The following is a 24,914-nucleotide window of genomic DNA, read 5'->3' as shown; positions in this document are numbered from 1 at the left end:
GCGTCGTCCAGGTGGGGTGAGAGGAAAAGCCACGGGGCGCCCTGCTCCTCCCGGCGTTCAACGGGAAAGCCGAATGTCATGTCATGCCGCCGTCGCGCTGCGGTAGGCGCGGGCCTGCAACTCTGCCAGAGAGTCCCAATCGAACCGCCGGGCAAACTCCCGGCATGCCCCGGCCAGGTCCTCCGTTCCCGCCTGCGGATACCTCAGGACCAGTTCGTCGGCGAGCGCTGCGGCGTGGAAAGGCGGAACCAGCCAGCCCGTTCCCTCCGGAACGATCTCCCGGAGGCAAGGAATCCTGAAGGCAACCACGGGCGTTCCCACGGCGAGCGCCTCAAGGGCCACCAGGCCGAAGGTTTCCTGCCTGGACGGAACAACCACCAACCGGGCGTTGGCCATGGCCCGGAACTTCGGTTCGCCGGACAGCCACCCCATCAGCCGCACCCGACCGGATAGTCCGGCCTTCATGATTGCCCCACGCAGCTTCTCCTCATCCGGGCCGGTCCCGGCGATCAGCAGGTTACCGTCCATGCGGTCGATGCACTGCCGCCACGCCTCGATCAGCAGGTCAAGGCCTTTGGCCCCGAATTCCAGGCGGCCGATGTACAGGACATCGCGACCGGGTCGTGGGTCCTGCTTCCAGGCTTCAGGGTCAACGCCGTTGCCGATCACCTCTGTGTGCAGCGCCGGATTCATGGCAGCGAGCCGGTCTGCGATGCCTTGGGACACGGCGATAGCCCGCCGATGCCGGCGTACCCCCATCAGTTCCAACCAGTGGAGGGGCAGTTTGTACTGCCTGGCTTTGTCCCGGGCGTGGAGCCACTGGACCATGGCAAGGGTTGGCCTGCCGGTCCAGGCCGGAGCCGCCATGGTGGAGAACGGTGCGAAGAAGTCCTCCACCACCAGGTCCATGCCGTCCCTGCGTTGACGGGATTCGACGGGGAGGCGAAGGATGTAGGAAAGCAGCCTCGTGAGCCGGTTCCTCCCCTGGCCGAAGCCAATCGGCACATAGTGCACCCCGTCCTGTGTCCGTTCCGCCCACCCCGGGTACCGCGTGGTCAGCACGGTGATGGAGAATCCTTGGGTGGCGAGCCGCCGGTTGATCTCGTGCGTCCTGACCGAACCGCCGCCTGCCCCAGGCATGGCGGGGTCTTCAAAGCCCAGATGCAGTATTCTCATGCTCCTACCGTTCTGTTCCGGAGTCCTTGGACGGGGACCCAACGTTGGTGGCAGCGGCTTCCTTCAAATCCTGCCCGTCCACCCACCACAACGTTGTCCGGCCGTTGGTGGGTCCGGAAGCGCTGAAGACGGCCACAGCATGTTCCTCAAGCCATGCCAGCATGGTGGGGTTGGCATAGCCATATCCCTGCAGTGTGGGTGCTGATTGGGTGAGGATGTAGCTGGCGCCGTGTGCCTGCATCAGGGCCGCGGATGGCCAGACGCCGAACCGTGGATCGTGCTCGAAGATGTGCTTGCCGGTGCTGTTGGTGACGCTGACGCGGGCATCGGCGGGCAGATGGGTCCGGACCCATTCCCTGGCCTGGACAAAGCCGCTGTCCACGGTGGCGACGGTCCTGGTTCCCAGCAGGATGGTCATGGCGACGAAGCAGGCTGCAATGGCGGTCAAGACCCTTCGTCCCCGAGTGAACCGGTGCCGCAGCTCCGTCACCGCCAATACCGCGCAGATGACGCCGGCAACCATGACACCGTAACCGTACTGCTCTTCGAAGGTGCCGAAGAGGGCACTGTAGGCTCCCGCAGTGCCCAGCCCCAGTCCCACGAGGCCAAGCAGCCGGCACGGCGCGCTGAGGCTGAAACACAGCAGGAGTCCCGCGATCGGACACAGCGCCAGCAGGACATAACTGGTTCCGAAGGTGGCGCTTTGCTCTACCAGCCTGTCGACGATGCTGGGCGAACCTTCCGCGGTGAAGCCCGTGCTCTTCTCCACCCCACTCACCCTCAACAGTCCTTGGCTCTTGGCCTCCCACCACGAGGGAAGGAATCCGTTGAGGGCCACCACCATCAGGTAGGCCGTGTAGGGCACTGCAGAGGAAGCCAGAACCACACCGGCCTGACGCCAGGGCAGGGTGCGTTTCCAGACCGCAGCCAGCACCAGCGGGGCGGCAGTACAGATGATGAAGAAGTCCTTGCACAGAATGCCATAGCCCGAGATCACCGCCGCCTCAAGCAGGAAGTACCCCGGCGGATGCAGGAAGAACGGCCCGTCCGGCAGGGTGGGAAAGTGGCCGGCGCTGACTGACTGCCCCAACTGGACGTAGAGGAGCTCATCGACCCACACCTCGAAGGCACGTTCCAACCCCACAGCGCGGACGCACAACGCCCCGGCACCCACTGCGAAAGCACCAAAGATCCGGCTGCTCACCAGGCGCAGAACCATGCTTCCGGGTTGCCGGCCGATGCTTGAGACCCAGGCCAGGGACTGCCGGTGCAGCGACCTCCGTCCCGTTGCCGTCATGGCCGTCCTCCGGCATGCCGTTGATGTGCTGCCGCCGACGCGGGTCGCGGTGCCCCCTGCCCGCGCTGCCGGATCAGTGCTGCTGCACCCACGGCGGCAGCCAGAATGAGCCAAACAACCGGATGCAGCCAGGCTGCCGCTGCCAAAGCAGCAACCACTGCGACGGCGAGGCACAGGGGCCTGGCCCGGTTTCTTTTCCCGGATCTGCCGTTCATCACGGGCCGGGCCATTGCGGCGAGCACCAGGGCTGCAGCCACGGAACCCAGAGCCGAACCGATCGTCAGCCCGGCCACTCCCTGCAACTGCCAGCCGCCCCATAGCGCAGCCAGGATCAGCGCCGTGGCAAACACAAGACCCAACTGGCAACGCCGGTAAGCTCCCAGGGCCAGCAGAATCGTGGACAACACCATGATGACGGCGTAGCCAAGACCGGCGGCAGCCAACCACGGCAGCGAAGCGAGCGAGCCATGGTATTTCGCCGGGATGATGATTCCCGCCACGGTGTGAGGTGCCGTGGCAATGATGGAAAAGGCCACGACTGCCAGCTCGCCGAATGACGTAAACGCATCCGTCAGGACCTGCCGGATGTCCGCGCCAGGGGTGCGAAGCAGCGGAAAGGCCACCAGGGCCGTCCCTGCTGCAACGTACACCGGCCCCTTGGCAATGGTGGCCAGGGCCTGGAAACCGGCAGCGGGCACCGAGCCACCGTCAAGGAAACCGACCACCACCACGTCCAGGCCCACCAGCACGGAAACAACGCACAAGACCGACGCGATGTCGCCCGTTTCGGCCCATCTCCCCCTCTCCCGCAACACGCTGGGCCGCCACTGCAGGTCGCGGTAGAAGGACGCTGGAACTACCAGCGGCACCACGGAGCCCACGGCGAATCCAAGCACCGCTCCCCCTGCGCCCCAGGCAAGGGCCACCACCAGGAGGCTGAACAGGAACCGGGCCAGGACTTCTCCGACATTGGTCACGGCGTACCAGGAAAATCGAAGTTCACCCTGCAGCCACCCGGCTGGTGCGGTGACCGCGAAGATCGCCATCGACCCCAGCGCCACCGCCCCTGCCAGAGAAGGAGAACCCAGGGCCAGGGTGATCGTCCCGGTCACCAATGCAGCAGCAACACCGGCAAGGCCGGATACAAAAACCGAGAAAGCCATACCGTCCCTGCGTTCCAGCGAACCTGCGGGGTGGACGGCCACCACGTGCGACAACGGCAACGGCACCAGCGCGGATGCCACAATCCCCACCATGCCCAGCATCATGGCGGCGGCGGCGAACCTGGTGTAGTCAGCCGTACTGAGCATGGTGGCCATCAACAGGGTGCATGCGTAGCTGAGCACGCCGACTACACCTGCCGATACAGCCAGCACTCCGCTGCTGCGGGCAATTTTTGCGGCGGGCGGCGCGCCACCGGTCCTTCCCTCAGTGCCCATCAGCCGAATCTGCCAAGGTGGAAGCGTCCCGCGGCCCCGCCACGAGTACATTGCGCCCGGCCGCCCTGAGTTCCGGAGCCGTAACACCGATCCGCTGCAGCACGGCAAAGGCTTCGAACTCATCCCTCCCTTTCAACAGGACGGTGACCTCACCCGCTCCGTTGTCCCTGACTTCGTCGGTGGGCCCTAGGATGGTGCGGAGATCCACCCCATCGGGCATCCGGAACCGGGCCAGCGTTGACATGTCGGAGGCGGGGCGGAGGCCGGGAGAGCGTTGGCGGAGTACTTCCTCCATCACGACACCGGCCAGCAGGGCCGAACTCCGGTCCCAGGTAAAGCACTGCGCCCAGTCGCGGCATTGTGCAGTGATGGTGCGGGCCGCGGATGGGTCTGCCATGGTGTCCAACGCCACCAGCAAGGCGGCACCGAACTCCTTCGGTGTGTCAACGAGCCATCCGGTCCGGCCGTCGACCACCGAGTCCCTGATGCCCGGAACCCTCAGCGCAAGGCAGGGAACGCCCCACGCGGCGGCTTCAATGACAGAGCAGCCCCATCCCTCCGAGGCGGACGTGGAGGCGGTCAGCCATGCCCTGCCAAGCAGGCGGTCCCGTTCCTGGTTGGGCAGATAGCCATGAAAAGTCACCATGTGGTCCAGGCCAAGGTCGGTCGCCAGCTGCTGCAATCGCGGCCGTTCCGGTCCGTCGCCCACAATGTCCAGCTTCAAGGTGTGGATGTCCCGGGCTGCCGCGGCCACCTGCCCCAAAAGCAGTTCCAGCCGCTTATGCGGCACCAACCTGCTGACTACGGCAATAGTGGGGTCGGCAGCCTTGTCACCTGCCACCGTGGGCAGGTCGATGCTGCCGTTCGGCACCACGTGGATAGGCCCGGAAAAGCCGAGCTTGCGCAGTTCCATCCTGGTGGACGGGGACACGGCCGCAATGGCCCTCTGGCCGTAGGCAGCCTTCGCTCCCGTGCTTTCCAGGAAGCGTCCCAGTGCGGCCAGCGGCGGGGAGAACCTGGTGCTGAACTGTTCCTGGTGCACATGGTGCACCACCTGGACGATCGGCGGACCGCCCTGGACAAACAGGGGCGAAAAGAAGGGGATTCCATTCTGGCAATCCACGATTGCGTCAAAGTGGCCGCGGGTGCGCAACAGCCGCAACGCGGCGTAGGCGTAGACGGCCAGTGTGCCGCCGGAGCGCAGGATACGGATGCCGTCAATGGTGTCTTCGGCGGATTGGCCGTGGTCGCGTCCGGTATACCACGTGACCCGTGCACCGGCCTCGACCCATCGGCGCGAGATCTGGTGCATGTACTGTTCTGCGCCACCTGCTTGTGAGTGCCTGATGTCCCGCCAGTTGAGTACCAGCACACTCTTGCCGGCGAGGTCGGCATTACGTGCCACCGGCATCGGACTCATGGCTTGGGCTTCTGGAGTTGAAGAACGGAAGCGAAGCTCGCAAGTCCGTCCTGGACAGGCCGGAACGTGGATGCTTCCCCGTCCGTCCAAGCCACGGGCAACTCGATGATGCGGGCGCCCTGGTGCTGCAACCGGAGCAGGAGTTCGACGTCGAAGGCAAAGCCCGTGGCACGGCATTGGACCATTGCGGCCGTCAAGGCGTCGCGCTCAAAGAACTTGAACCCGCACTGCGTGTCAAAGATGCCTTTGACCTTTGACCTGGTCAGTACCCGGAATGCTTTGCCACCCAGCCGACGTCCAAACTGCTGGCGCCGGATCAGCCGGGAACCGGGGGCGTGCCGCGAACCGATCACGGCCGGCGCGCCAAGCTCGAGGTGGGACATGACTTCTGTCAGGGTTTCCAGGGGCGTAGCCAGGTCCGCATCGAAGAAACCCGTGTACTTGGACGTGCCGCTCAGCAGGCCGCGGCGGACGGCAGCCCCTTTGCCGCGCCGTGAACATCCGATAACCGAAACCGGGACCTTGTCCCCCGCCTCCCGCGAGAGACGCCGGACCAGCGCGCCGGTCTCATCCACGCTGGCGTTGTCCACCACCACGATGCGTGAAGACCACGGTTGCTGTGCCAGGAAGTCGACGGCACGCTGGAGCGTGAACTGGATCCGCGAAGCCTCGTTGTAGGCGGGAATCACCACCTCGAGGTCCACACGCGAGCGCCGCAGCGACATCGTGGCGTGGCGGGTATGGGGACTTTCCACAATAGCGGCGTGCGTGCTGCGCGCATGCAGCGGTACCATCTGATCCTCCATCATCCCGAACCCACTTGGCTGTTGGGCTGGTGCCCTCCGCTAGGGAGTGGAGACAGGAGGCATTACATGACGCCATTGATGAAGGCTCAAGCGATTGGTGCTCAGCCGTTGGAGAAGGCCATCAGCGCGGCCAGGACGCCGGGCCAGTGTTGCTCAGCCAAAGCCCACGCGGACGTCGCCATGCCTACCATGGCGTAGCCACTCACGGGAATAAGGACCAGCCACTCCCGCCGGGACCCCGCACGGCCCAGCAGCGGAATCGAGAACGCCCCGTTGGCCCGCCAGATGCCGCTCACCAGCGACTTCCTGAGGAACTTGGGTGGCTTGATGACGATCGGCCACAGCAGGGGCACTCCGCCCACCGTGATCATGTCCCCCACGATGTGGACAACGACGCCGGTCAGCATGGACAGCGGCAGCCACCCCCACTGGCCGGGCGCGAACCAGGTCACCAGACCGGCCATGGCCAGCGCGAACAGCCAGTTGGTGATCCACCCCGATTTGGGAAACAGGTTCAGGGCCTTGGCAGCCAGGTTGATCATGAACATGCACAGCAGTCCGGCGCCCACGGAGAGCTTGCCCACGGGGGTAACCACCTGGAACTGGGCCGCCATGGCCGCCAGCACCACGAACGCCGAGGCACCCAGCAGCGAGTGCGTCCCCTGCCGGTGCCCGCCGCTGGCCTTCTCGATGCCCACCGCGATGACATTGGACAGTGGCGGCAACGAGTTGGCGATCGTGCTGTGCCGGTGGTCCCAGTCGCACACGAGCGCGGTGCCCGCCGTCGCCATGGCTCCAATCAGGATGCCGGTGGAATCCAGCGGATACCAGCCCAGGGCATAGGGGCCGGTCGAGGCAATGGCGATCCACGCCGCGGCTCCCGACGCGGCGTGGTGTCCTCCCATCATTGAAGCTAGCCAGCCTTTACGGGTACGTCGGTGAAGATGGCCTCGATCACGCTATTGGCCCACTCGAGGATCTGGGCGTCCTGCAGGTCGCGGCCACCGATCCGGGCGGTCTTGGGCTTCGGAATGAGGACAGCGTCAAGCGCGGGCTTGACCTGCGAACCCGGGTACATGCGGTTGAGGCGCATGACTTTGGATTCAGGCAGTTGCGCTGGCGAGAAGCGGATGAAGTTGCCTTGGAGCGCGACGTCGGACAGGCCGGCTTCGCGCGCGCCCACACGGAAGCGGGCCACGGCAATGAGGTTCTGCACAGGCAGCGGCGGCTCACCGTAGCGGTCCACGAGCTCGGCCAGGACCTCGTCGATGGCCTCGTTCGTCACCGCAGCGGCCAGCTTCCGGTACGCCTCGAGCCGGAGCCGTTCGCCGGGCACATAGTCATGTGGCAGGTGCGCGTTGACGGGCAGCTCGATCTTCATTTCTGCAGCCTTTTCTTCGGCCTCGCCCCGGTACTCGGCCACAGCCTCGCCCACCAGACGGATGTAAAGGTCGAAACCCACACCCTGGATGTGGCCGGACTGCTCACCGCCGAGCAGGTTGCCTGCACCACGGATCTCCAGGTCCTTCATGGCCAACTGCATGCCGGCGCCCAATTCGTTGTGCGCCGCCACGGCCTTGAGACGCTCCAGTGCCACCTCGCCCAGCGGCTTCTCCGAGGGGTAGAGGAAGTAGGCATAGGCCCGCTCGCGGCCACGGCCCACGCGGCCACGGAGCTGGTGGAGCTGGGACAGCCCGTATTTGTCCGCGCCGTCGACGATGAGCGTGTTGGCGTTGGAGATGTCCAGGCCGGTCTCAATGATGGTGGTGCACACCAGGACGTCAAAGCGCTTCTCCCAGAAGTCCACGATGATCTTTTCCAGGCGGCTCTCGGACATCTGGCCGTGGGCCACTTCCACCCGGGCTTCGGGAACCAGTTCACGGATCTGAGCGGCAACGCGCTCGATCGAGGAGACCCGGTTGTGCACGAAGAACACCTGCCCTTCGCGCATGAGCTCACGCCGGATGGCTGCCGAGGTCTGCTTGTTGGTGAAAGGACCGACGTATGTCAGCACGGGATGGCGTTCTTCCGGCGGCGTGGCCAGGGTGGAGGTCTCGCGGATACCCGTCAGGGACATTTCCAGGGTACGCGGGATCGGCGTGGCACTCATGGCCAGCACGTCCACGTTGGTGCGCATCTTCTTGAGCGCTTCCTTGTGCTCCACGCCGAACCGTTGCTCTTCGTCCACGATCACCAGGCCAAGGTCCTTGAACTCGAAATCCTTGGACAGCAGGCGATGGGTTCCAATCACCACATCCACGGAGCCGTTCTTGACGCCCTCCGCCGTCTCCTTTGCTTCCTTGCTGGTCTGGAAGCGGGACAGCGGCTTGACCCGCAGGGGGAAGCCGGAGAACCGCTCAGTGAAGGTTTCGTAGTGCTGCTGGGCCAGGAGGGTGGTGGGCACCAGGACCGCCACCTGCTTCCCGTCCTGGACGGCTTTGAAGGCAGCACGGACAGCGATCTCGGTCTTGCCGTAGCCCACGTCGCCGGACACCAGCCGGTCCATGGGGATTTCGCGTTCCATGTCCGCCTTGACCTCGTTGATGGTGGTCAACTGGTCCGGGGTCTCAACGTAGGGGAATGCTTCCTCAAGTTCACGCTGCCACGGGGTGTCCGGGGCGAAGGCGTGTCCGCGGGAGGCCATGCGGGCCGAGTACAGGCGGATCAGTTCGCCCGCGATTTCCTTGACGGCCTTGCGGGCCTTGGACTTGGTGCTGGCCCAGTCCGCGCCGCCCATCTTGCTCAGCGCCGGTGTATCGCCGCCGACGTAGCGGGTCACTTGGTCCAGCTGGTCCGTGGGAACGAACAGCCGGTCGCCGGGAGCGCCACGCTTGGAGGGCGCGTACTCCAGGACAAGGTACTCGCGAAGGCCCGCATCCGAGGCCGACGTTCCCGCCACCTTGCGCTGGATGAGTTCCACGAACTTGCCGATGCCGTGCTGCTCGTGGACCACGAAGTCGCCTGCGTGCAGTTGCAGCGGATCCACGGCGTTCCGCCGCTTGGACGGCATCCGGCGCATGTCCTTGGTGGAGCTTGCGGACGCGCGTCCGAGAAGGTCGGCTTCGGTGAGGAGGCCCAGTTTGAGGCCGTCCAGCACAAAGCCACGCCCGACGGCGGCACAGGTCACCTCGATGATTCCCGGCTGGGGTTCTGTGTCCAGGGAATCCACGCGGCTGCACGGAATGTCGGCGTCGTGGAACAACTCGGCCAGGCGCTGCGCGGGGCCCGGGCCATCCGTCACCACCACCACGCGCCATTGGTCACGGACCCGGCCACCGATGAAGTCCAGCATCTCCGCAACATCGCCCTGGTATCCGCGCGGCTCCCGGGCATGCAGGTTGAGGACGTCGATATCGAGGACCAGGTCCTCGTCGGATGCCAGTGAGGTGATGGACCACCAGGACACATCGTGTGCCAGGGCAGAGGAACGGGTGTCCGTGAGGGAACGGAAACTGGCCGCATGCAGGTCCGTGGAGGCGCGGGACAACAGGGCAGTGTCAAGCGCCAAAGGTGCGGTCCCGCCGTCGGACGCTGTTGACCAGGCCGCCTCAAGGAATTCTTCGTTGGTCGCCGCGAGATCGTGTGCGCGCGTGCGCACCTTCTCCGGTTCGATCACCACGGTCAATGAACCTGCCGGAAGCTGGTCCACGAACGGAACCATGGCGTCCACCAGGACCGGCGCCAGGGACTCCATGCCTTCCACGGCGATCCCACCGGCGATCTTCTCCAACATGTCCGCCGCGGCAGGCATGTCTGCCTTCAGCTTGGCCGCACGGGACATGACCGAGGGCGTGATGAGGATTTCGCGGCACGGCGGTGCATGCAGTTCGGTGGGGTGGTGGATACCGGGGGCGGACAGCGAGCGCTGGTCGGCGACCGCGAACCAGCGCATCTGGTCTACCTCGTCGCCGAAGAACTCCACGCGGATCGGGTGGTCCTCGGTGGGCGGGAAAACATCGAGGATGCCGCCGCGGACTGCGAATTCGCCGCGGTGGGTCACCATGTCCACGCGGGCGTAGGCGGCGTCGGACAGTGCCCTGACCACGTCGGTGAAGGATCGCTCCTGGCCCACCTTCAGCGTGACGGGGACGAGGTCACCCAGCCCGGCCACAATCGGCTGGACCACGGCGCGGACGGGAGCAACCACCACACGCAACGCCGCCGCCGTCGAGCTTTCCGGATGGGCCAGGCGCCGCAGGACGGAAAGCCGGCGCCCCACGGTGTCCGAACGCGGCGAAAGCCGTTCGTGCGGGAGGGTCTCCCAGCTGGGGAAGGTGGCCACTGACTCTGCCGGAAGGTAGGAGGCGAGCGCGGCCGTCAGGTCCTCGGCCTCGCGGCCGGTGGCTGTCACGGCAAGCACCACGGGGTTTTCCGGGCCACCGGCCAGGGCATCGGCCATTTCAGCGAGCAGGACAGACCGCATGCCCGTCGGCGCGCTGATCTGGTAGTCCGTGCTGCGCGACGCGAAAGGCCGCCCAGCCTCTGTCCGGACGCGCGCAAAAGTCTTGTCCTCCGCCAACGCGCGGCGCAGACCGTTGAGGCTCATGGCTGAAACTCCTAGGGTGGGTCCAAGGGCAGGCAACACAAATGCCCGGAAATTCAAACGAATTGCCGGGTCATTCCAGCCTACCCCTCCCTCCGGCCCCAGGAGTTCCCTTGCAGCCAACCGAAGGAAAGCGGTCCCGCACAGTGCAGCAGCCCAGAACAGTCCTCGTCACCGGAGCCACCGGCTATATCGGAGGCCGGCTGGTGCCCCGGCTCCTGGAGGCCGGCCATCGTGTCAAGGTGGTGGTCAGGACGCCTCAGAAAATCGCCGACGTGCCGTGGCGGCAGGATGTGGAGGTGATCCAGGACTCGTTGTCGGACGGCGCCGCCCTGGAAAAGGCACTGGCGGACGTGGAGGTGCTGTATTACCTGGTGCATTCCATGGCCTCCGGCAGCGGGTTCGAGGCGAAGGAAGAGTCCATGGCCATGTTGGTCGCCTCCGCGGCTGCGGCGGCGAAGGTGGACAGGATCGTGTATCTGGGCGGGCTGCATCCTGACGATGCCCTGCTGTCAACGCACATGCGCTCCCGGGAAAAGGTGGGCCGGGTGTTCCTCGACTCCGGGGTGGACTCGATCGTGTTCCAGGCCGGCGTGGTGATCGGGTCCGGCTCTGCGTCGTTCGAGATGATCCGCCATCTGGCTGACACCCTGCCCGTGATGCCGGCACCCAGTTGGGTCAACAACCGGATCGAAGCCATAGCCGTCCGGGACGTCCTGCACTACCTCGTTGCGGCTGCCACGCTCCCGGACCGCCTCAACCGGACCTTCGACATCGGTTCCCGTGACGTCCTGAAATACAAGGACATGATGAACGAGTACGCAGTGGAACGCGGTTTGCCCCGCCGGCTGGTCATCGCCTTGCCGGTGCCTGCGCCCAAGCTGGCCGGGCTCTGGGTTGCGTTGGTGACGCCCATCCCGTTGTCCATGTCCTTGCCGCTGGTCCAGTCGTTGCAGCACGACGCTGTGTCGCGGGAGCACGACGTCGACCGTTACATTCCCCAGCCCGACGGCGGCCTGACGCCCTACCGCCGCGCTGTCGCCCTGGCGCTCGGCAAGGAACGCGACGGCCAGGTGGAGACCACCTGGGCCAATGCCGGCATTGACGCCGATCCTCTGCCGAGCGACCCCGACTGGGCCGGCTACAAGGTCTACACGGACACCCGCACGTTCCACAGCACAGCCCGGCCGGAGCACGTATGGACCGTGATCGAGGGCATTGGCGGGAAAAACGGTTGGTACTCGCTGCCGCTGGCGTGGCGGGTGCGGGGGTGGCTGGACAAGCTCCAGGGCGGTGCGGGCCTGCTGCGCGGACGCCGCCACCCCAAGACGCTCGGCACGGGCGAGGTGGTGGACTGGTGGCGCGTGGAGGCCATCGACCGGGGGCACCTGCTGCGGTTGCGGGCGGAGATGCGCGCGCCCGGGCGCGCCTGGCTCGAGTTGGCAGTGGAGCCCGACGGCGGCGGGAGCCTCTACAAGCAACGCGCCATTTTCTTCCCCCGCGGTTTGGGCGGAAGACTGTACTGGCTTGGTGTCTATCCGTTTCACGGCGTCATTTTCCCATCCATGGCACGGAACATTTCCGCCGCTGCCATCACCCTGCAGGAAGCTGCCGGTTCAGAGGTCGCCAAGGACACCCCGTAGGATGTTGGGAGCTAAAAGAGCTCCATAACCCCAATCCACGGAGGACCCATGGCCCTGAGTGCATCCACCACCCTGCCGCACAGCGTAGACCGCGTCACCGCCGTATTCGTCAACGAGGACTTCCTGCGCCACACGAGCGAACTGGTGGGCGGCTCCCTGGAATCGTTCACGATCGACGGCGACACCGCCGGCGCCTTCAGCACCACCACCGTCCGCACGCTTCCCACGACGCGCCTTCCGGATATTGCGCGCAAGTTCGTCGGCGAGAGCCTCACGGTCACCCAGACCGAGCAGTGGGAAGCCCCCGCTGCCGACGGTTCGCGTGCCAGCACGATCGCCCTCAAGGTGGCCGGCGCACCGTTGGACGTCACCGCGGTCCAGCGCCTCGTGGCCGAGGGTGGCAGCACCCGCATCGAACTCGAAGGCAACGTCAAGTCTTCGGTGCCGTTCCTCGGCGGCAAGATCGCCGATGCCGCGGAGCCGATGGTGGGCAAGGCCCTGAACATCCAGTCGCAGCAGGCCCAGGCCTGGCTCGAAAGCCACTAGCGTGGACATTCCCGCGATCCTGGCGGTCATCCTGATCATTGCGGGTGTGTGGTCGCTGGTCGTGTGGCCGCAGTTCCTCAAGCGCGTCATGAAGGACCCGCGCGCCCGCGACGCCGCCGGCAAGGCGACGAAGTTCCTGACCGTGCACGTGGTCCTGGTGACCATCTCCATGGTGCTGGGCCTCGCGACGGCTGTCATCGGCGTCGCAGGCCTCCTCGCCTGACCCCTCACCCAACTGGGTCGCAGTAGAGCGCGTTTTGACCGTTCATAACGCGCTCTACTGCTACTTACTTGGGTAAGATGGGTGTTGGTGTGCCGGGAAGTCTGGTCGGCGGAGTCATTGTGATACCCCGAACCAGCCAAGGAGCCCGCATGGCCGAACCCAGCACACCCAGCAAGATCTTCGCCCGTTCCAGCTATCCCGAGTACCGCCGCATCCTTGCGATCCTGCGGACGGAGACAGTAGGCGGGGCCCTCCTCCTTGCAGCAACTGTCGTGGCGCTGGTCTGGGCCAACTCCCCCGCTGCCGGCTCGTACTTCGGGCTGCGCGACCTCAAGGCCGGCTACGAACCCTGGCACCTGGACCTCAGCCTGGGCCACTGGGCCTCCGATGGGCTGCTTGCAGTCTTTTTCTTCCTGGCGGGCCTTGAACTCAAACGTGAATTCGTTGCCGGGGAACTCCGCAAACCCGCACGTGCCGTGGTCCCGGTGGCAGCGGCCGTGGGCGGCGTCATGGTCCCGGCGCTCATCTATGTACTGTTCAACCTCGGCTCGGGACCGGAGACCCTCAAAGGCTGGGCCATCCCCACGGCAACGGACATCGCCTTCGCCTTGGCCGTCCTCGCAGTCATCAACACGCATCTCCCAGCCGCCCTGCGGACGTTCCTGCTCACCCTCGCCGTGGTCGATGACCTCATCGCGATCGGCATCATCGCCTTCTTCTACTCCTCCGGCCTCCAGCCGCTCATGCTTTTGGCCGCGCTGGTGCCACTGGGGATCTTCACCTTCCTGGTGCAGAAGCGCATCCGCAACTGGTATCTGCTGCTCCCCCTGGCCCTGGCCACCTGGGCACTCGTCCATGCTTCCGGGATCCATGCCACGGTGGCCGGAGTGCTGCTGGGGTTCGCCGTCCCGGTCTTTGCCAGCGGAAGGAAAGGCGAGCCCGCCGAAGGACTCGCCGAGTACTTCGAGCACCGACTGCGCCCCTTCTCCGCAGGATTCGCTGTTCCCGTCTTTGCCTTCTTCTCGGCCGGCGTTGCCCTGGGCGGCGCGGAGGGCATGGCATCGGCACTCCGCGACCCCGTAGCGTTGGGGGTTGTGGCAGCTCTCGTGGTGGGCAAGGCCGTGGGCGTCTTCGGCACCACGTTCCTGATCACCAAGTCCACCCGCGCCAGCCTGGACTCAAGCATCGCCTGGATAGACCTCTTCGGCCTGGCACTCCTTGCCGGCATCGGTTTCACGGTGTCCCTGCTGATCGGCGAGCTGAGCTTCGGTGCCGGTTCGTCCCACAACGACCACGCCAAGGTGGCCATCCTGGCAGGTTCCCTGCTTTCGGCGCTGCTGGCCGCCGTCGTGCTTAAGGCCCGCAACCGGCACTACCGGCAGGTGGCGGCTGAGGAAGTACGGGATGACGACGGCGACGGCGTACCTGACGTTTTCAGCCGCACCTGAGTCCGCGTCGGGAGGGCGGCTAGGCTGTGGCCTGCTTCAGTGCGTCCTCGGCGGCAACCCAGGAGATCATGGCGCATTTGACCCGGGCGGCGTAGCGGGCCACACCCTCGAACGCGGCCGCGTCGCCCAGGATTTCAGGGTCGGCCGGGACCTTGCCCCGGGATCGCAGGACCTCGCGGAAGTTCTCAATTACGGCCTGCAGTTCATCAACGGCCATGCCCTCGCCCATCTCGCTGAGCACGGACGCCGACGCCATGGAGATCGAGCACCCCGCTCCGTCCCAGCTGATCTGCTGCACGGTCCCGTCTGCTACGGCCAGGCGCAGGGTGACCTCATCGCCGCAGACCGGGTTCAACTGGTGGGACTGGCCCGTGGCCGCTCCGGACGGTGCCGGGGTGCCTGCCAGGCCGCTGCCGTGGCGTTGCTTGGAGTGGTCCAGGATGATCTGCTGGTACAGCTGGTCAAGACTCATGGGGTTCTGCCTTTCAGGCCTGGAAGTACGCCCGCACGCCGGAGACGGCGTCGAGGAAAACGTCGACGTCGTCCGTGGTGTTGTACAGGTAGGTGCTGGCACGGGTAGTGGCCGTCAGCCCCAGCCGGCGGTGCAGAGGCTGCGCGCAGTGGTGGCCCACACGGACAGCGATGCCGCGGTCGTCCAGGAACTGTCCGACGTCATGGGCATGGACGCCGGCGACGTCGAAGGCGGCCAGGCCAATCCGTTCAGCGCCGGATGCCGGACCCAGGACACGAACGCCGTCGATGCTCTCCAGGCCGGCGACCAGGCGCTGTCCCAACGTTGTTTCCCAGGCGTGGATCCGGTCTACACCGGTTTCCGTCAAATAGTTCACCGCTGCGGCGAGGGCAACAGCCTGGGAAATCCGCTGTGTCCCGGCTTCGAAACGCTGCGGTGCCGGCAGGTATTCGGCACGGTCCATGGTGACCGTGGTGATCATGGAACCGCCGGTCAGGAAAGGCGGCAGGACATCCAGGAGGTCCTGCTTCCCGTACAGGACGCCAACGCCCGTGGGAGCCAGCATCTTATGGCCGGAGAACACGGCGAAGTCGACGTCCAGGTCCTTGACGTTGACGGGCAGGTGAGGGGCGGACTGGCAGGCGTCCAGCACTACCAGTGCCCCCACCTTGCGGGCCAGTGCCACAAGCTCCGGCACGGGATTGATGGTGCCCAACACATTTGAGGCATGCGTAAAGGCCAGCAAGCGGGTGCGCTCCCCCACGATCGTGGCTGCCGCATCCAGTTGCAGTGCACCCTGGTCTGTGATGGGGATGTATTTCAGGGTGGCTCCTGTGCGGAAGGCCAGTTCCTGCCACGGAATGAGGTTGGCGTGGTGTTCCATCTCCGTCACCACGATCTCGTCGCCCGGACCGATCGCGAGGTCCTTCAGGGCGGCAGCACCCCGTCCCTGCGCGGCCCATAGCGCCGCGTTGGACAGGGCATAGCTGATCAGGTTGAGGCCCTCCGTGGCATTGGATGTCCACACGGTTTCCTCATACTGCGCACCTATGAAGTCCGCCACCGTCTGGCGGGCGTTCTCGAAGGCATCCGTGGCTTCCACGGCAAGGTGGTGGGCTCCACGGTGGACCGCGGCATTGCGTTGTTCGTAGAACTCCTGTTCGGCTTCGATGACGCTCAGCGGGTTCTGCGACGTTGCGCCTGAGTCCAGATACACCAGGGGCTTCCCATGGACCAACTGGTCCAGCACGGGGAAGTCGTTCCGGATCCGCAGGACCTCCGCATTGTCCATGGCATGCACGGACGGCTGCAGTGACGCGGGAGTTGATACGACGGTCAAGGGGCGCTCCTTGGGAATCCTTCAGGGACAATCAATTATCCCACGCCCGGCTGTTCCGCCCGATGTGCCATTGCCCACGTCAGCAGCGTGCAGTGCCCGGCTGCCATCCCAACGGTGGAACGGCTTCACTGCCGAATGCGTTCCGGAGCCGCTCCAGCAAGAGGGTGACCCGGCGGCTTGCAGCGGTGCGGGTCCGGGACTCGTAGCCCGTGGCCGCCCGGGAATAGCAAAGGGCCGCTTCCGCGAAAAGCCTGTTAGCTGAGAGGCTGCGTCCTGCAGCCTCAAGAACCTTGGGATCATCGGCCAGCAGCGCCGTGGCGAACAACCGTGTAGCTTCGCCCTGCGGCCCTCCCAGCGCACCGCCCAGTTCCGCCAGCCGCTGCAGGAAGGAATTCCCGACGCCGGTACCGCTTGCGTTCAGTGCCAACAGGGACAAAGCCGACGCCTCCATCAACGGGGCCCGTCCCGATTGGAAAATGTGCGCCAGATCCAGGAGGGTGCCCGGATCGCCGGATGATGCAGCCAGGGCCGCAGCCCGGTACAACGCCGTTGCCTGCTGCAGGAGCCCCCCGGCGGGCTCCGCCTGTTCATCGGGCACCTTCCGGATCCGGTCCCCCGCCTGGGCAGCATCACCGGCGCATGCCTCGGAGTAGGCCAGCAGGACCGATGCCAGTGCGTGGACGGGCGGCAGGCCGGCGTCGTGAAGTTCAGCAACAACCGGTTCCAAAATCTGCCGCGCAGCCCCGGGCAGTCCCTGGCTGATGCGCGCGTACCCCCGGGCAACCTCCAGGCTCCACGCCATGTGCGCCGGTACGGCGTAATCCCAGGGACAAGCGGACGCTTGGTCCAGTTGGTCCCACGCCAGTTCGCTGCGGAGGCACATCATGTGCCGCAGCAGGGCACCGGGCCGGAAAACCTCCAGGTCCGGGTCTCCGTCAATCAACGACATCGCTGCAGTGGACGCGGCCAACGCGGCCGTGGCATCGCCTGACGGAAGCAGGCGCTCGGCACTGTGTATCCTTTCCACGACCATCATGCCGGGGTCATCCCCGCCCAGCCCGGACCCGCCGTCGGATTCCCGCGTTTCCGTACCGGCAGATCCTTGGCCATTCACCGGCCAGCCTGGACGTGCTCCTCCAAGAAGATCCAGCGCCATAAGCCGGTGCCTGGCATCAACCTGGACTGCTGCGACGGGCCCCGGGACTGCCAGTCGCTGCAATTCGGAAGCTGCTTTTTTCAGAAGGCCTTCGGCCACAAGCGCCCTGGCCTTGATCAGCCGGGCTTCGTCGCGGTGTTCCGGATCGCTGACACCTTCGGCTGCCCGCAACGCCAGCGCAGCCGTGGCCGGCTGGTCGGCGGCGGGGGCCGCGGAAAGGATCAGGTCATCGGACACGCTCAGTCCTGCATCCAGGGTCCAGGCCATCCAGCGGACCATGGCAGGGGCGGACTCCCTGGTCACCGCGGGCTGGGTGATACCGAGCCGGAGGGCCCTGCTCCTGGAAGGGGGAACCGACAACCGCGTGCCCTCGCCACGAAGCCACGAATGCGTCCTGACCTGGAACGGCTTACCCGGCAGCAAGCGGATGCAGCGCAGGGACAGCAGGTGTTCCACCGGCTTCTGACCGAAGCTGCGTTCCACGATGTCCAACTCCAAAGGCTCGGCGAGAGCGATCAACTCCAGCGCATGGCGTTCGTCTGCCGGCAGGAGCGCATTTTCGCCCTGTACGTAGTGCGTCACCCGTGGCCAGGAACACCGGGCCCCCAGATCCACCGTCCAGTATCCGTCGTGCCGGACCAGCAGGCCGGACCGGCGGGCGTCCTCCACCGCAAGGCACATCAGGCCCACGTTGAAGCCACTGATCGCCGCCAGCAAGGCACTGGTGCGCCGTTGGACCTTCCCGCCAAGAACGTCCCCGCACAGGGTGTGGGCTTCCGCGAACGTAAGCGGCGGCAGGAAGTACTGCTCCAGGAAACCGTCCTCCCATAGCTGGTAGAGGTCCTGGGGCAGGGGCCTGTGGCTGTCCGCTGTTGCCACCAGCGTGGCCCCGAAGCCGGGAAGAAGCTGGAGCAGGACGGCCAGGGAAGACGGATCCACGAACTGGATATCATCCACCAGCAGCACCAACGGCCGCCGGGTCGGCGGCACCGCCGGGCGCCTTCCCCGGCGCCGTCCCGGAGGTGGGGTGTAGAGGTGTTCGGCCGGGCCCAAGGTTCGGGTGAAAGCGCGAAGGATGCCGAGCCCGGGATGCCCCGAAGGATCGTTGTCGGGAGGGGGTCCGGCGTCTGCTTCCATGGCTGCGGCCGCGGCTGCGAGAGTGGCGTAGCTGGTGTTTTCCTGTCCTGCTTTGCCGGCAAAAGTCCGGACGTCAATGGTGTCCGGGAGTCCTGATTTGATGGCCAGCAGCAAATGGCTCTTGCCCGATCCCCTGTCCCCGGTAACTACGATGCCGTTGGTTGAGGGTGACGGGATGGCGGCGAGGATAAGCTCCAGCAGTTGCTGACGGTCGGGAAATGGTGTCGGGCTCAGTCCGGCTGAGACGGTCTCTTCGTCCAGCCAGGGGTCCGGCAGCATGCACACTCCAAAAGCAGCAGTCCCTTGATCCGGGAGGTTGATCGGTTCCACGATTGCGGTTTCCCTGGCCTGGAAGCCGGCGACGGCTGGGGGGAGAGTCTCGGTCTCAGAAGACTCTGTCGCCGCCGGCTTCGTCCAGGGGCCGGACCGCCTTTCAGCGGCCGGAGCATCGGCTCAAAGAGACCACCGATGCGGTGTTGCGTTGGTGGAGATCCGGCGATGCTTGGGGCTGACCGTCCTTCCAAGAAACAGTTAACCGCCCGGCGAAAACCGGGGCACCAGTAGTTGGTACTCGATTAGTTCCAGCGCTTTTGGGTGCCGGCACTCGCTGGTACTCAGTCACTCATGGCGGCGCTACTTGGTCCCACGACGGACAGGCGGGGCATTACTCCAGTGTTTGGTGGTATCTCCGATCGCATCGGACACCACCTAGCCGGGGCATGCCTGTCAGCGGTACTTGGCGGGCTACCCACGGGTGTCCGCCAGTTATGTCCGGTTGCCCGCTAGTTGCGGACGGCAGCTCCAAGATCTTCCCTGCGCCGGATTCCCAGCTTTGCGTAACTGCGGTAGAGATGGCCCTCCACTGTGCGCACGGACACCATGAGCTTCTCCGCGATTTGCCGGTCGGTCAGTCCCGACACCGCGAGCGCCACGATGTCCTGTTCACGCCGGGTCAGCGGCACGGACCGGTCGACTTCCGTGTGGGGGTCCCGGGCCACGGAGTCGCCAAGGCTGGCTTCGCTGACGTCCCGCAGCACAGCCGCCTGGCGGGCTTCCGGGCGTTTCCCTTCGGCATCGAAAGCGAGCGCCGCTTTATCGAAGGCAACCGCCGCCGGACCCGGCATTCCGCCGGCCGCCAGCAGGTTGCCTGCATTCACCAGGTCGTCCCCGGCCCCGTCCGCCTGGGCCGTGGCCAGCGACAGCCAGCCACCCGCCCAAGTCCCTGCCATGTCCGAGGCAGTCTCCCGGATCTCGTCCATTGCCTGCTGGTCGCCGAGTTCGGCCCGGAGGACCAGGTTCTGCAGCAGCACGCCGGAGAGGTGGTGCATGGGGGCGCTTCCAGGCAAGGTCCGGAGTCTTTCCAGGCCGGTGCCCCTTTGCAGGTGCTCGTGGCCGGCCAGCGTGAAAAGCTCGGCCAGGGCTTCAACATAGGCACCGCCGGCGGCGGGGACCTCGGGTTCGCCCGCCAACCGCAGGGCCAGTTCTGTGTTGCCCGAACGGGCGGCAGCGTAATAGGCCAGGGCGTTTCCTAGCCGGCGGAGGCGTTGCGGGTCCTTCACCCGCAACGCCTCCACCGCCGGCGTCAACTGGGCGCTGGCCTGTTCCAAGCGCCCTTGCCGCAGGAACGACAACCCCTTGAGTGCCTGGATGTCGCCGCCGAAGGTGATCAGCCCCATGGCCGAGCTAGCGGCATAACGGTTCAAGGCGCCCTCGGCCGCTGCCCACTCGCCGACTTCCAGGGCGGCCAAGGCATAGCGGACCATGATGAAGTCGCTGAAGTACAGGAGGTCGTCGTGGTGTTCGTCAAGGAGCACCAACGCTTCCCGACCTTTGTCGAGCGCCGCGACGGCCTGGCCCTCAACGGTCAGGAGCTCACACTCCATGGCCAGCAGGAACAGGCGGTTCATGACGAAGTCGGGCTGCCCGGGTTCCAGGCCGGCAGCGAAAGTCTCCAGGCCCCGGCCCAGTTCCCGGTACTGGCCGTCGTTGGCCAGGGCCGCAAGTTCCAGGGCGTCGGTGTGCCGATGGAGTTGCGACAGGACAGGATCGTCATCCGAACGCCCCTCGGCCCTCAGGGCAGCAGCCGACCGGGCATCGGCCACGATGTCCGCGGAGGAGTCGCCCAGGGCCGCCCGGGCCGCCGCCCACAGGAGCCCCGCACCCAGCGGACCGGTGGGATCCACGTCCAGGAACCCCGCTTGTTCCTCAAGCAGCCGCGCAGCAGTGCGGTAGTCGCCGTCGTTGTAGTTGACCATGGCCAGCACAGCACGGGCGCGCGGCCGCAGGGCCTCGGAACGCACCTTGTCCGCCGCGGCGCGGGCCAGCGGGTTCTGGAGCAGCTTGGCCGCAAGGAAGGCCGCTTGCAGAAGCTGTTCATCCTCGACGTCGGCACCACAGTCCAGCGCCCAGCTCACCATGCGGAGCAGGCCCTCAGCGGTGGCGGGTTCGGCGCCCAGGTGCTGCACCATCCGCTGGCGGATCTGAAGGCTGCGGGCGGGCGATACGATCTGCCGCAAGGCCTCACCGTACATGGGATGCCACATTTTCAGCGCGCTGCCGGGGCCATTCGTGGACACCACCAAACGGCTGTCCATGAGCGACCTGACGGTGTCCCTCCCCACCAGGGCATCCAGCACCGCGGTAGGAACCGGTTCGGAAAGGGCCACGACATACATGGCTTCCCGCTCAGCGTCGCTGGTGCGGAGCACTTTGTTGCGGACCACCTCCGCGAGCCCTTCGCCGCTGCCGGACAGGGCCCTGGTGAGGAACCAGACGCTGTTGCGGCGCACCAGGTTGCCGTCTGCCTTGGAATCGTCCAGCAGACAACGGAGGAGCAGCGGATTCCCTTCGGAGACGGAGTGGAGGACGTCTACCGTACTGGCCATGACCGTGCCGCCCAGCATCATCTCAGCCAGCTGCGCAGCGGTTTCGCGTTCCAGGGGGTGCAGTTCGATGCGTTCGGCCAAGCCGTCGTACCAGAGCTGAAGCAAGGCGGCGGGCAGTCCCGGCCTGGGCCTGCTGGTGGCCACCAGCCGCGCCCACCCGGCCGATACCAGTTCGGCGAGGATCTGGGTGCTGCCCTCGTCGAGGTCGTGGGCGTCATCAACCACCAGGAGCAGCCTTGCTCCCTCACCGCCGCGTCGCTTCTCGAACTGGGCCCAGAACTCCCTCAGGATCGCCACCGGGGACGTGGCCTGCTCCACCGGAAGGTCCAGCAGGTAGGGTGCCAGCACGCCGTACGGTACCGCCGACAGGGCCGGACTGCCGTGGACGCGCATCACCACCATTTCGTGGGACAAGCGGGCGGCTATTTCCGCAGCCATGGCGGTTTTACCCACGCCGGGGTCGGCGATGAGCAGGACCGCCCCCGCTCCGTCCTGGCGCAATATTCCGGTAGCGAGGTCCAGTTCGGCCTCACGGCCCACAAGGTGGTCAGCTTGCATGGGCACCCCGAACCGCGCCATAGGAGGTCAGGGCCGCCACCTCACAGGAGTCCGTTGAGTTCGCCCCGGGACGATACGCCGAGCTTGGTGAAGACTTGGTAAAGGTGACCTTCCACAGTACGCACAGACACCCCAATATCCATTGCGATTTCACGGTTGCTGATACCCTTTCCGGCAAGTTTGGCGATCTGCCGTTCACGCTCAGTCAGGACCGGGGCGTCGCTCCGTGGTTGGATGGGCAACGCCGACACTGACTGTTCCAGCCGTTCAAGCCGCAACTGGGCCGTCCTGGCTGCCGTTGTTTCCCCGGCGTCCCGGGCAAAATCGAGGGCCATGGCCACACAGCGGGCCTCCACCACCAGCAGTTCCATGGCAGCGGCAGCGTCCGCCGCCGCAAGGAGGGACCGGGAGCTGCGGGTCAGGGATCCGCGGGCCAGGTCGCCTGAGATCCGAGCCAAGGGGCCTTGCCTCTTGCCCGCGATCTCTTCCAAAAGCCGGTACTCGGCATCGCTTCCTTCCACGGTGGCACCAAAGAGGCAGATGCCCGCCGTCGTGTACCGTTGCTTGTCCACATCCTGCAGGGCCTTGGCGAACAAGCGCTGCTTGACCTCCGGGTCACCCATCCAGCGGCCGGCCATGTCGGCGCAGAACTCCGCGACCGATTCCGCGAAGAACGTACCCACACCACGGCAGGTGCGGAACAGGTCGAGATACCTGGCCGCTTCCAGCGGGTTTCCCAGCTGGGCATAGGCAAACGCGGTGGCGGCGTAGGCCACTTTGACCATATTCATGGCCGGACGGAGTTCGAACTGCGCCACCGCCGAACGCAGCGGTTCGATGGCGGAAGACGGCTTGCCCGCGTAGGCGTAAGCAAGGCCAATCCCCAGTTCGGTGATGGCACCCCGGTACTGCAACCGTGACGGGGTGGACGGCGCCCGGCGCATCAGTTCAATGCATTTGCGCCACTGGCCGGACAACAGCAGCACCAGATACGCGTGCCGGGCAAAAGCTTCTTCGAGTTGGGGGGTCCGGTCGGTCGCGTTCATTTGGCGCGAAACAGACCGTGCCAGGTCCTGGGCGTCCAGCTCCCTGCCGACCATGCAGCGGGCTTCAATGAGGTAGCACGCCGACCTGAGCCAGTGTTCCCTGTCCTCGCCAGGGCCCTTGGCCAGTTCCGCTTCCAATGCATCCAGCATGCCGGCGTACTCACCGAGGTAGGTCTGGTAGTCGTAGTTGCAAAGGTCCAGGCGGTTGCGTGCCCGGGTGATGATGTGAAGTTTGTTGGTGGTCCCGTTCCCAGGGGCTGCGGCCCGTGCGTCCAACGCCTCACGGGCCGCCGCAATGACCCCTGGCACCAAACCGGACCGGCCATCGATCCAGGTCATGGCCTGGCATTTGGCAGCCGTCACCTCGGCGAACTCCAACGGGTCGGCGGCAGCCAGCAAAGCTTCCGGGATCTCGTCCAGCGCTTGGGCTGCGTGCAGGGGCAGGTCCAGCATCAGGTAGGCGGACGCCTTGACCCGCTGCCCGGGAATCCATTGCGGATCCTTCTGGTCCAGGGACAGCGTGCATTGGATCGCGAAGTTGGGATCGTAGTCATCAAGTGCCGCCCTGCCTGCGGCAAGTGCGTGGGCCGGAGAAGGTGCCGGTTCGTCCTCGCACGCGTGCATCCAGGCCGCATAGCTCAGCAGGTCCCGGGGAGCCAAGCCCTGGAGCTCGGGTTCCTTGGGGCCCAGCAGCATCAGGCGGAGTTCACGGCGCCTGCGGGTGCCAAGCCATCCCCGGACGACTTCCCCCACGTACGGATCGCGGAGGGAAACCCAGTGCTCACCCGCCCGGTCCACCGTGACGAGGCCGCCTTCTTCCATCTCCACCAGCACCTCGGCGCCGAAGATCGCTGCCAGGTCCACCAGGGTGGCGCGCTGGGCGCAGGCCAGAATTTCGACGACGGTCCGGCTGGCCTGCGACTCGCGCGCCAGCCGGGAGCGCACAAAATCCTCCACCACCGTGGCGCCTTCGAGCTTGACCCTGTCCCGCAGCGTCCATACGGAATCGTTCAGCACCAGGTTGCCGGAGTGGCGCTGTTCATCAAGCAAAGCGTGCAGCAGCATGGGGTTGCCGCCCACCGCTGCGTGCAACGACCCCACCAGCGTGGATGACACGTAATGCCCCAGAACCGAGCCCAGCACCTGCTTGGTCTGTTCCTCGGTCAGGGTATTGAGGTGGACCTCCCCCAGTTGCTCCTCCAGGACCAGGCGGTGGAAGTCCTCCGGCAGATCGCTGGCCCGTTGCACCGTGGCAATCATCTTGGCCGTTCCGGTGGCCATGAGGTTAAGCAGGACACCGGTGCTCATGGGGTCCATGCCCCCGGCGTTGTCCACGATGAACACCGCTTGGCGGCCACCGGCTTCTGCCCGGATCAGGGACGTCACTGCATGCAGGATGCCCGTGGGCGAACTGACGGCTTCGGACGGCAGCCGGGCCAGGAGGAAGCCAAGGCATCCGTAGGGCGTCTGGCCGTTGGCTACCGTGTTGCGCAGTTGAAGGCTGTGGACTTTGGGGCCAAGGGAAGCCACCACTGACCGGGCCAGCCCCGACTTGCCGATGCCCCGTTCACCGGTGAGCACCACGCCGTAGGAACCGGGTGACTCCAGGAACCTGCTGGCCCGCGAAAGATCGTGGCTTCTTGCCAGGAGGGACCATGTCTGCCTGTCTGAAGCCCCGCCCACAAGCTCCGGGGCCGCGGCCCTTGCCGCGCCTCCCCCGCTCCTGTTTAGCAACTCCGCCGACATCTGCATCCTTAGCTACACATTCGCGACAGTCCCC

General features: G+C 65.9%; 16 protein-coding genes. 4 read left to right on the top strand and 12 right to left on the bottom strand.

The window, feature by feature from the left end; genetic code table 11:
* Nucleotides 1–81: 81 nt before the first annotated feature.
* From ACPFL9_RS06790 to mfd, 7 genes are all read right to left on the bottom strand, one after another.
* On the bottom strand, nt 82–1,176 hold the full coding sequence (locus ACPFL9_RS06790; protein WP_426006594.1) for a glycosyltransferase family 4 protein: 1,095 nt from the start codon (nt 1,174–1,176) through the stop codon (nt 82–84).
* Nucleotides 1,177–1,180: 4 nt separating this feature from the next.
* Nucleotides 1,181–2,473: a hypothetical protein gene (locus ACPFL9_RS06785; protein ID WP_426006593.1), complete on the bottom strand. Its 1,293-nt coding sequence runs from the start codon at nt 2,471–2,473 to the stop codon at nt 1,181–1,183.
* The gene (locus tag ACPFL9_RS06780; protein ID WP_426006592.1) at nt 2,470–3,912 is read right to left on the bottom strand and encodes a lipopolysaccharide biosynthesis protein; all 1,443 of its coding nucleotides are present in this window, start codon (nt 3,910–3,912) and stop codon (nt 2,470–2,472) included. Before ACPFL9_RS06780 ends, ACPFL9_RS06785 begins: the two co-directional genes overlap by 4 nt.
* Nucleotides 3,902–5,332, bottom strand: coding sequence for a glycosyltransferase family 4 protein (locus ACPFL9_RS06775; protein WP_426006591.1), 1,431 nt, complete (start codon nt 5,330–5,332; stop codon nt 3,902–3,904). The genes ACPFL9_RS06780 and ACPFL9_RS06775 overlap by 11 nt, the downstream gene beginning before the upstream one ends.
* Complete coding sequence (locus ACPFL9_RS06770) at nt 5,329–6,126, bottom strand: glycosyltransferase (RefSeq protein WP_426006590.1); 798 nt, start codon at nt 6,124–6,126, stop codon at nt 5,329–5,331. Before ACPFL9_RS06770 ends, ACPFL9_RS06775 begins: the two co-directional genes overlap by 4 nt.
* A 113-nt stretch (nt 6,127–6,239) precedes the next feature.
* Nucleotides 6,240–7,046, bottom strand: a complete 807-nt coding sequence (locus ACPFL9_RS06765; protein ID WP_426006589.1) for a metal-dependent hydrolase — start codon at nt 7,044–7,046, stop codon at nt 6,240–6,242.
* 5 nt (nt 7,047–7,051) lie between these two features.
* Nucleotides 7,052–10,684: a transcription-repair coupling factor gene (gene mfd / locus ACPFL9_RS06760; RefSeq protein WP_426006588.1), complete on the bottom strand. Its 3,633-nt coding sequence runs from the start codon at nt 10,682–10,684 to the stop codon at nt 7,052–7,054.
* 41 nt (nt 10,685–10,725) lie between these two features.
* On the opposite strand from mfd, the gene ACPFL9_RS06755 reads away from it, so the two are divergent.
* From ACPFL9_RS06755 to nhaA, 4 genes are all read left to right on the top strand, one after another.
* Complete coding sequence (locus ACPFL9_RS06755) at nt 10,726–12,324, top strand: SDR family oxidoreductase (protein WP_426006587.1); 1,599 nt, start codon at nt 10,726–10,728, stop codon at nt 12,322–12,324.
* Between the two features lie 48 nt (nt 12,325–12,372).
* Entirely contained in the window at nt 12,373–12,870 is a 498-nt protein-coding gene (locus tag ACPFL9_RS06750; protein WP_426006586.1) for a DUF2505 domain-containing protein, read from the top strand.
* A 1-nt stretch (nt 12,871) separates the two neighbouring features.
* On the top strand, nt 12,872–13,093 hold the full coding sequence (locus ACPFL9_RS06745) for an SCO4848 family membrane protein (RefSeq protein ID WP_426006584.1): 222 nt from the start codon (nt 12,872–12,874) through the stop codon (nt 13,091–13,093).
* Between the two features lie 149 nt (nt 13,094–13,242).
* Nucleotides 13,243–14,541 carry a Na+/H+ antiporter NhaA gene (gene nhaA, locus ACPFL9_RS06740; RefSeq protein ID WP_426006583.1) on the top strand — a complete coding sequence of 433 codons (1,299 nt, stop codon included), beginning with the start codon at nt 13,243–13,245 and terminating at the stop codon, nt 14,539–14,541.
* A 19-nt stretch (nt 14,542–14,560) separates the two neighbouring features.
* On the opposite strand, the gene sufU is transcribed toward nhaA, so the two are convergent.
* The 5 genes from sufU to ACPFL9_RS06715 form a co-directional block, all read right to left on the bottom strand.
* On the bottom strand, nt 14,561–15,013 hold the full coding sequence (gene sufU / locus ACPFL9_RS06735; protein WP_426006581.1) for a Fe-S cluster assembly sulfur transfer protein SufU: 453 nt from the start codon (nt 15,011–15,013) through the stop codon (nt 14,561–14,563).
* 13 nt (nt 15,014–15,026) lie between these two features.
* Entirely contained in the window at nt 15,027–16,352 is a 1,326-nt protein-coding gene (locus ACPFL9_RS06730) for a cysteine desulfurase (RefSeq protein ID WP_426006579.1), read from the bottom strand.
* A gap of 79 nt (nt 16,353–16,431) precedes the next feature.
* Entirely contained in the window at nt 16,432–18,975 is a 2,544-nt protein-coding gene (locus ACPFL9_RS06725; protein WP_426006577.1) for an AAA family ATPase, read from the bottom strand.
* Between the two features lie 452 nt (nt 18,976–19,427).
* The gene (locus ACPFL9_RS06720) at nt 19,428–22,088 is read right to left on the bottom strand and encodes an AAA family ATPase (RefSeq protein ID WP_426006575.1); all 2,661 of its coding nucleotides are present in this window, start codon (nt 22,086–22,088) and stop codon (nt 19,428–19,430) included.
* Nucleotides 22,089–22,129: 41 nt separating this feature from the next.
* The gene (locus ACPFL9_RS06715) at nt 22,130–24,880 is read right to left on the bottom strand and encodes a LuxR C-terminal-related transcriptional regulator (protein ID WP_426006573.1); all 2,751 of its coding nucleotides are present in this window, start codon (nt 24,878–24,880) and stop codon (nt 22,130–22,132) included.
* Nucleotides 24,881–24,914 lie beyond the last annotated feature (34 nt).

It is taken from the genome of Paenarthrobacter sp. NyZ202 (assembly GCF_049860755.1).
GTDB lineage: Bacteria > Actinomycetota > Actinomycetes > Actinomycetales > Micrococcaceae > Arthrobacter.
Note: the sequence above shows the minus strand (reverse complement) of the source record. Positions and strands in the feature narration are given on the sequence as shown.

Coding starts and splice junctions, on each gene's coding strand:
- ACPFL9_RS06790 (WP_426006594.1), bottom strand. CDS start 1,176: ATGAGAATACTGCATCTGGGCTTTGAAGACCCCGCCATGCCTGGGGCA.
- ACPFL9_RS06785 (WP_426006593.1), bottom strand. CDS start 2,473: ATGACGGCAACGGGACGGAGGTCGCTGCACCGGCAGTCCCTGGCCTGG.
- ACPFL9_RS06780 (WP_426006592.1), bottom strand. CDS start 3,912: ATGGGCACTGAGGGAAGGACCGGTGGCGCGCCGCCCGCCGCAAAAATT.
- ACPFL9_RS06775 (WP_426006591.1), bottom strand. CDS start 5,332: ATGAGTCCGATGCCGGTGGCACGTAATGCCGACCTCGCCGGCAAGAGT.
- ACPFL9_RS06770 (WP_426006590.1), bottom strand. CDS start 6,126: ATGGTACCGCTGCATGCGCGCAGCACGCACGCCGCTATTGTGGAAAGT.
- ACPFL9_RS06765 (WP_426006589.1), bottom strand. CDS start 7,046: ATGATGGGAGGACACCACGCCGCGTCGGGAGCCGCGGCGTGGATCGCC.
- mfd (WP_426006588.1), bottom strand. CDS start 10,684: ATGAGCCTCAACGGTCTGCGCCGCGCGTTGGCGGAGGACAAGACTTTT.
- ACPFL9_RS06755 (WP_426006587.1), top strand. CDS start 10,726: ATGCCCGGAAATTCAAACGAATTGCCGGGTCATTCCAGCCTACCCCTC.
- ACPFL9_RS06750 (WP_426006586.1), top strand. CDS start 12,373: ATGGCCCTGAGTGCATCCACCACCCTGCCGCACAGCGTAGACCGCGTC.
- nhaA (WP_426006583.1), top strand. CDS start 13,243: ATGGCCGAACCCAGCACACCCAGCAAGATCTTCGCCCGTTCCAGCTAT.
- sufU (WP_426006581.1), bottom strand. CDS start 15,013: ATGAGTCTTGACCAGCTGTACCAGCAGATCATCCTGGACCACTCCAAG.
- ACPFL9_RS06720 (WP_426006575.1), bottom strand. CDS start 22,088: ATGCAAGCTGACCACCTTGTGGGCCGTGAGGCCGAACTGGACCTCGCT.
- ACPFL9_RS06715 (WP_426006573.1), bottom strand. CDS start 24,880: ATGTCGGCGGAGTTGCTAAACAGGAGCGGGGGAGGCGCGGCAAGGGCC.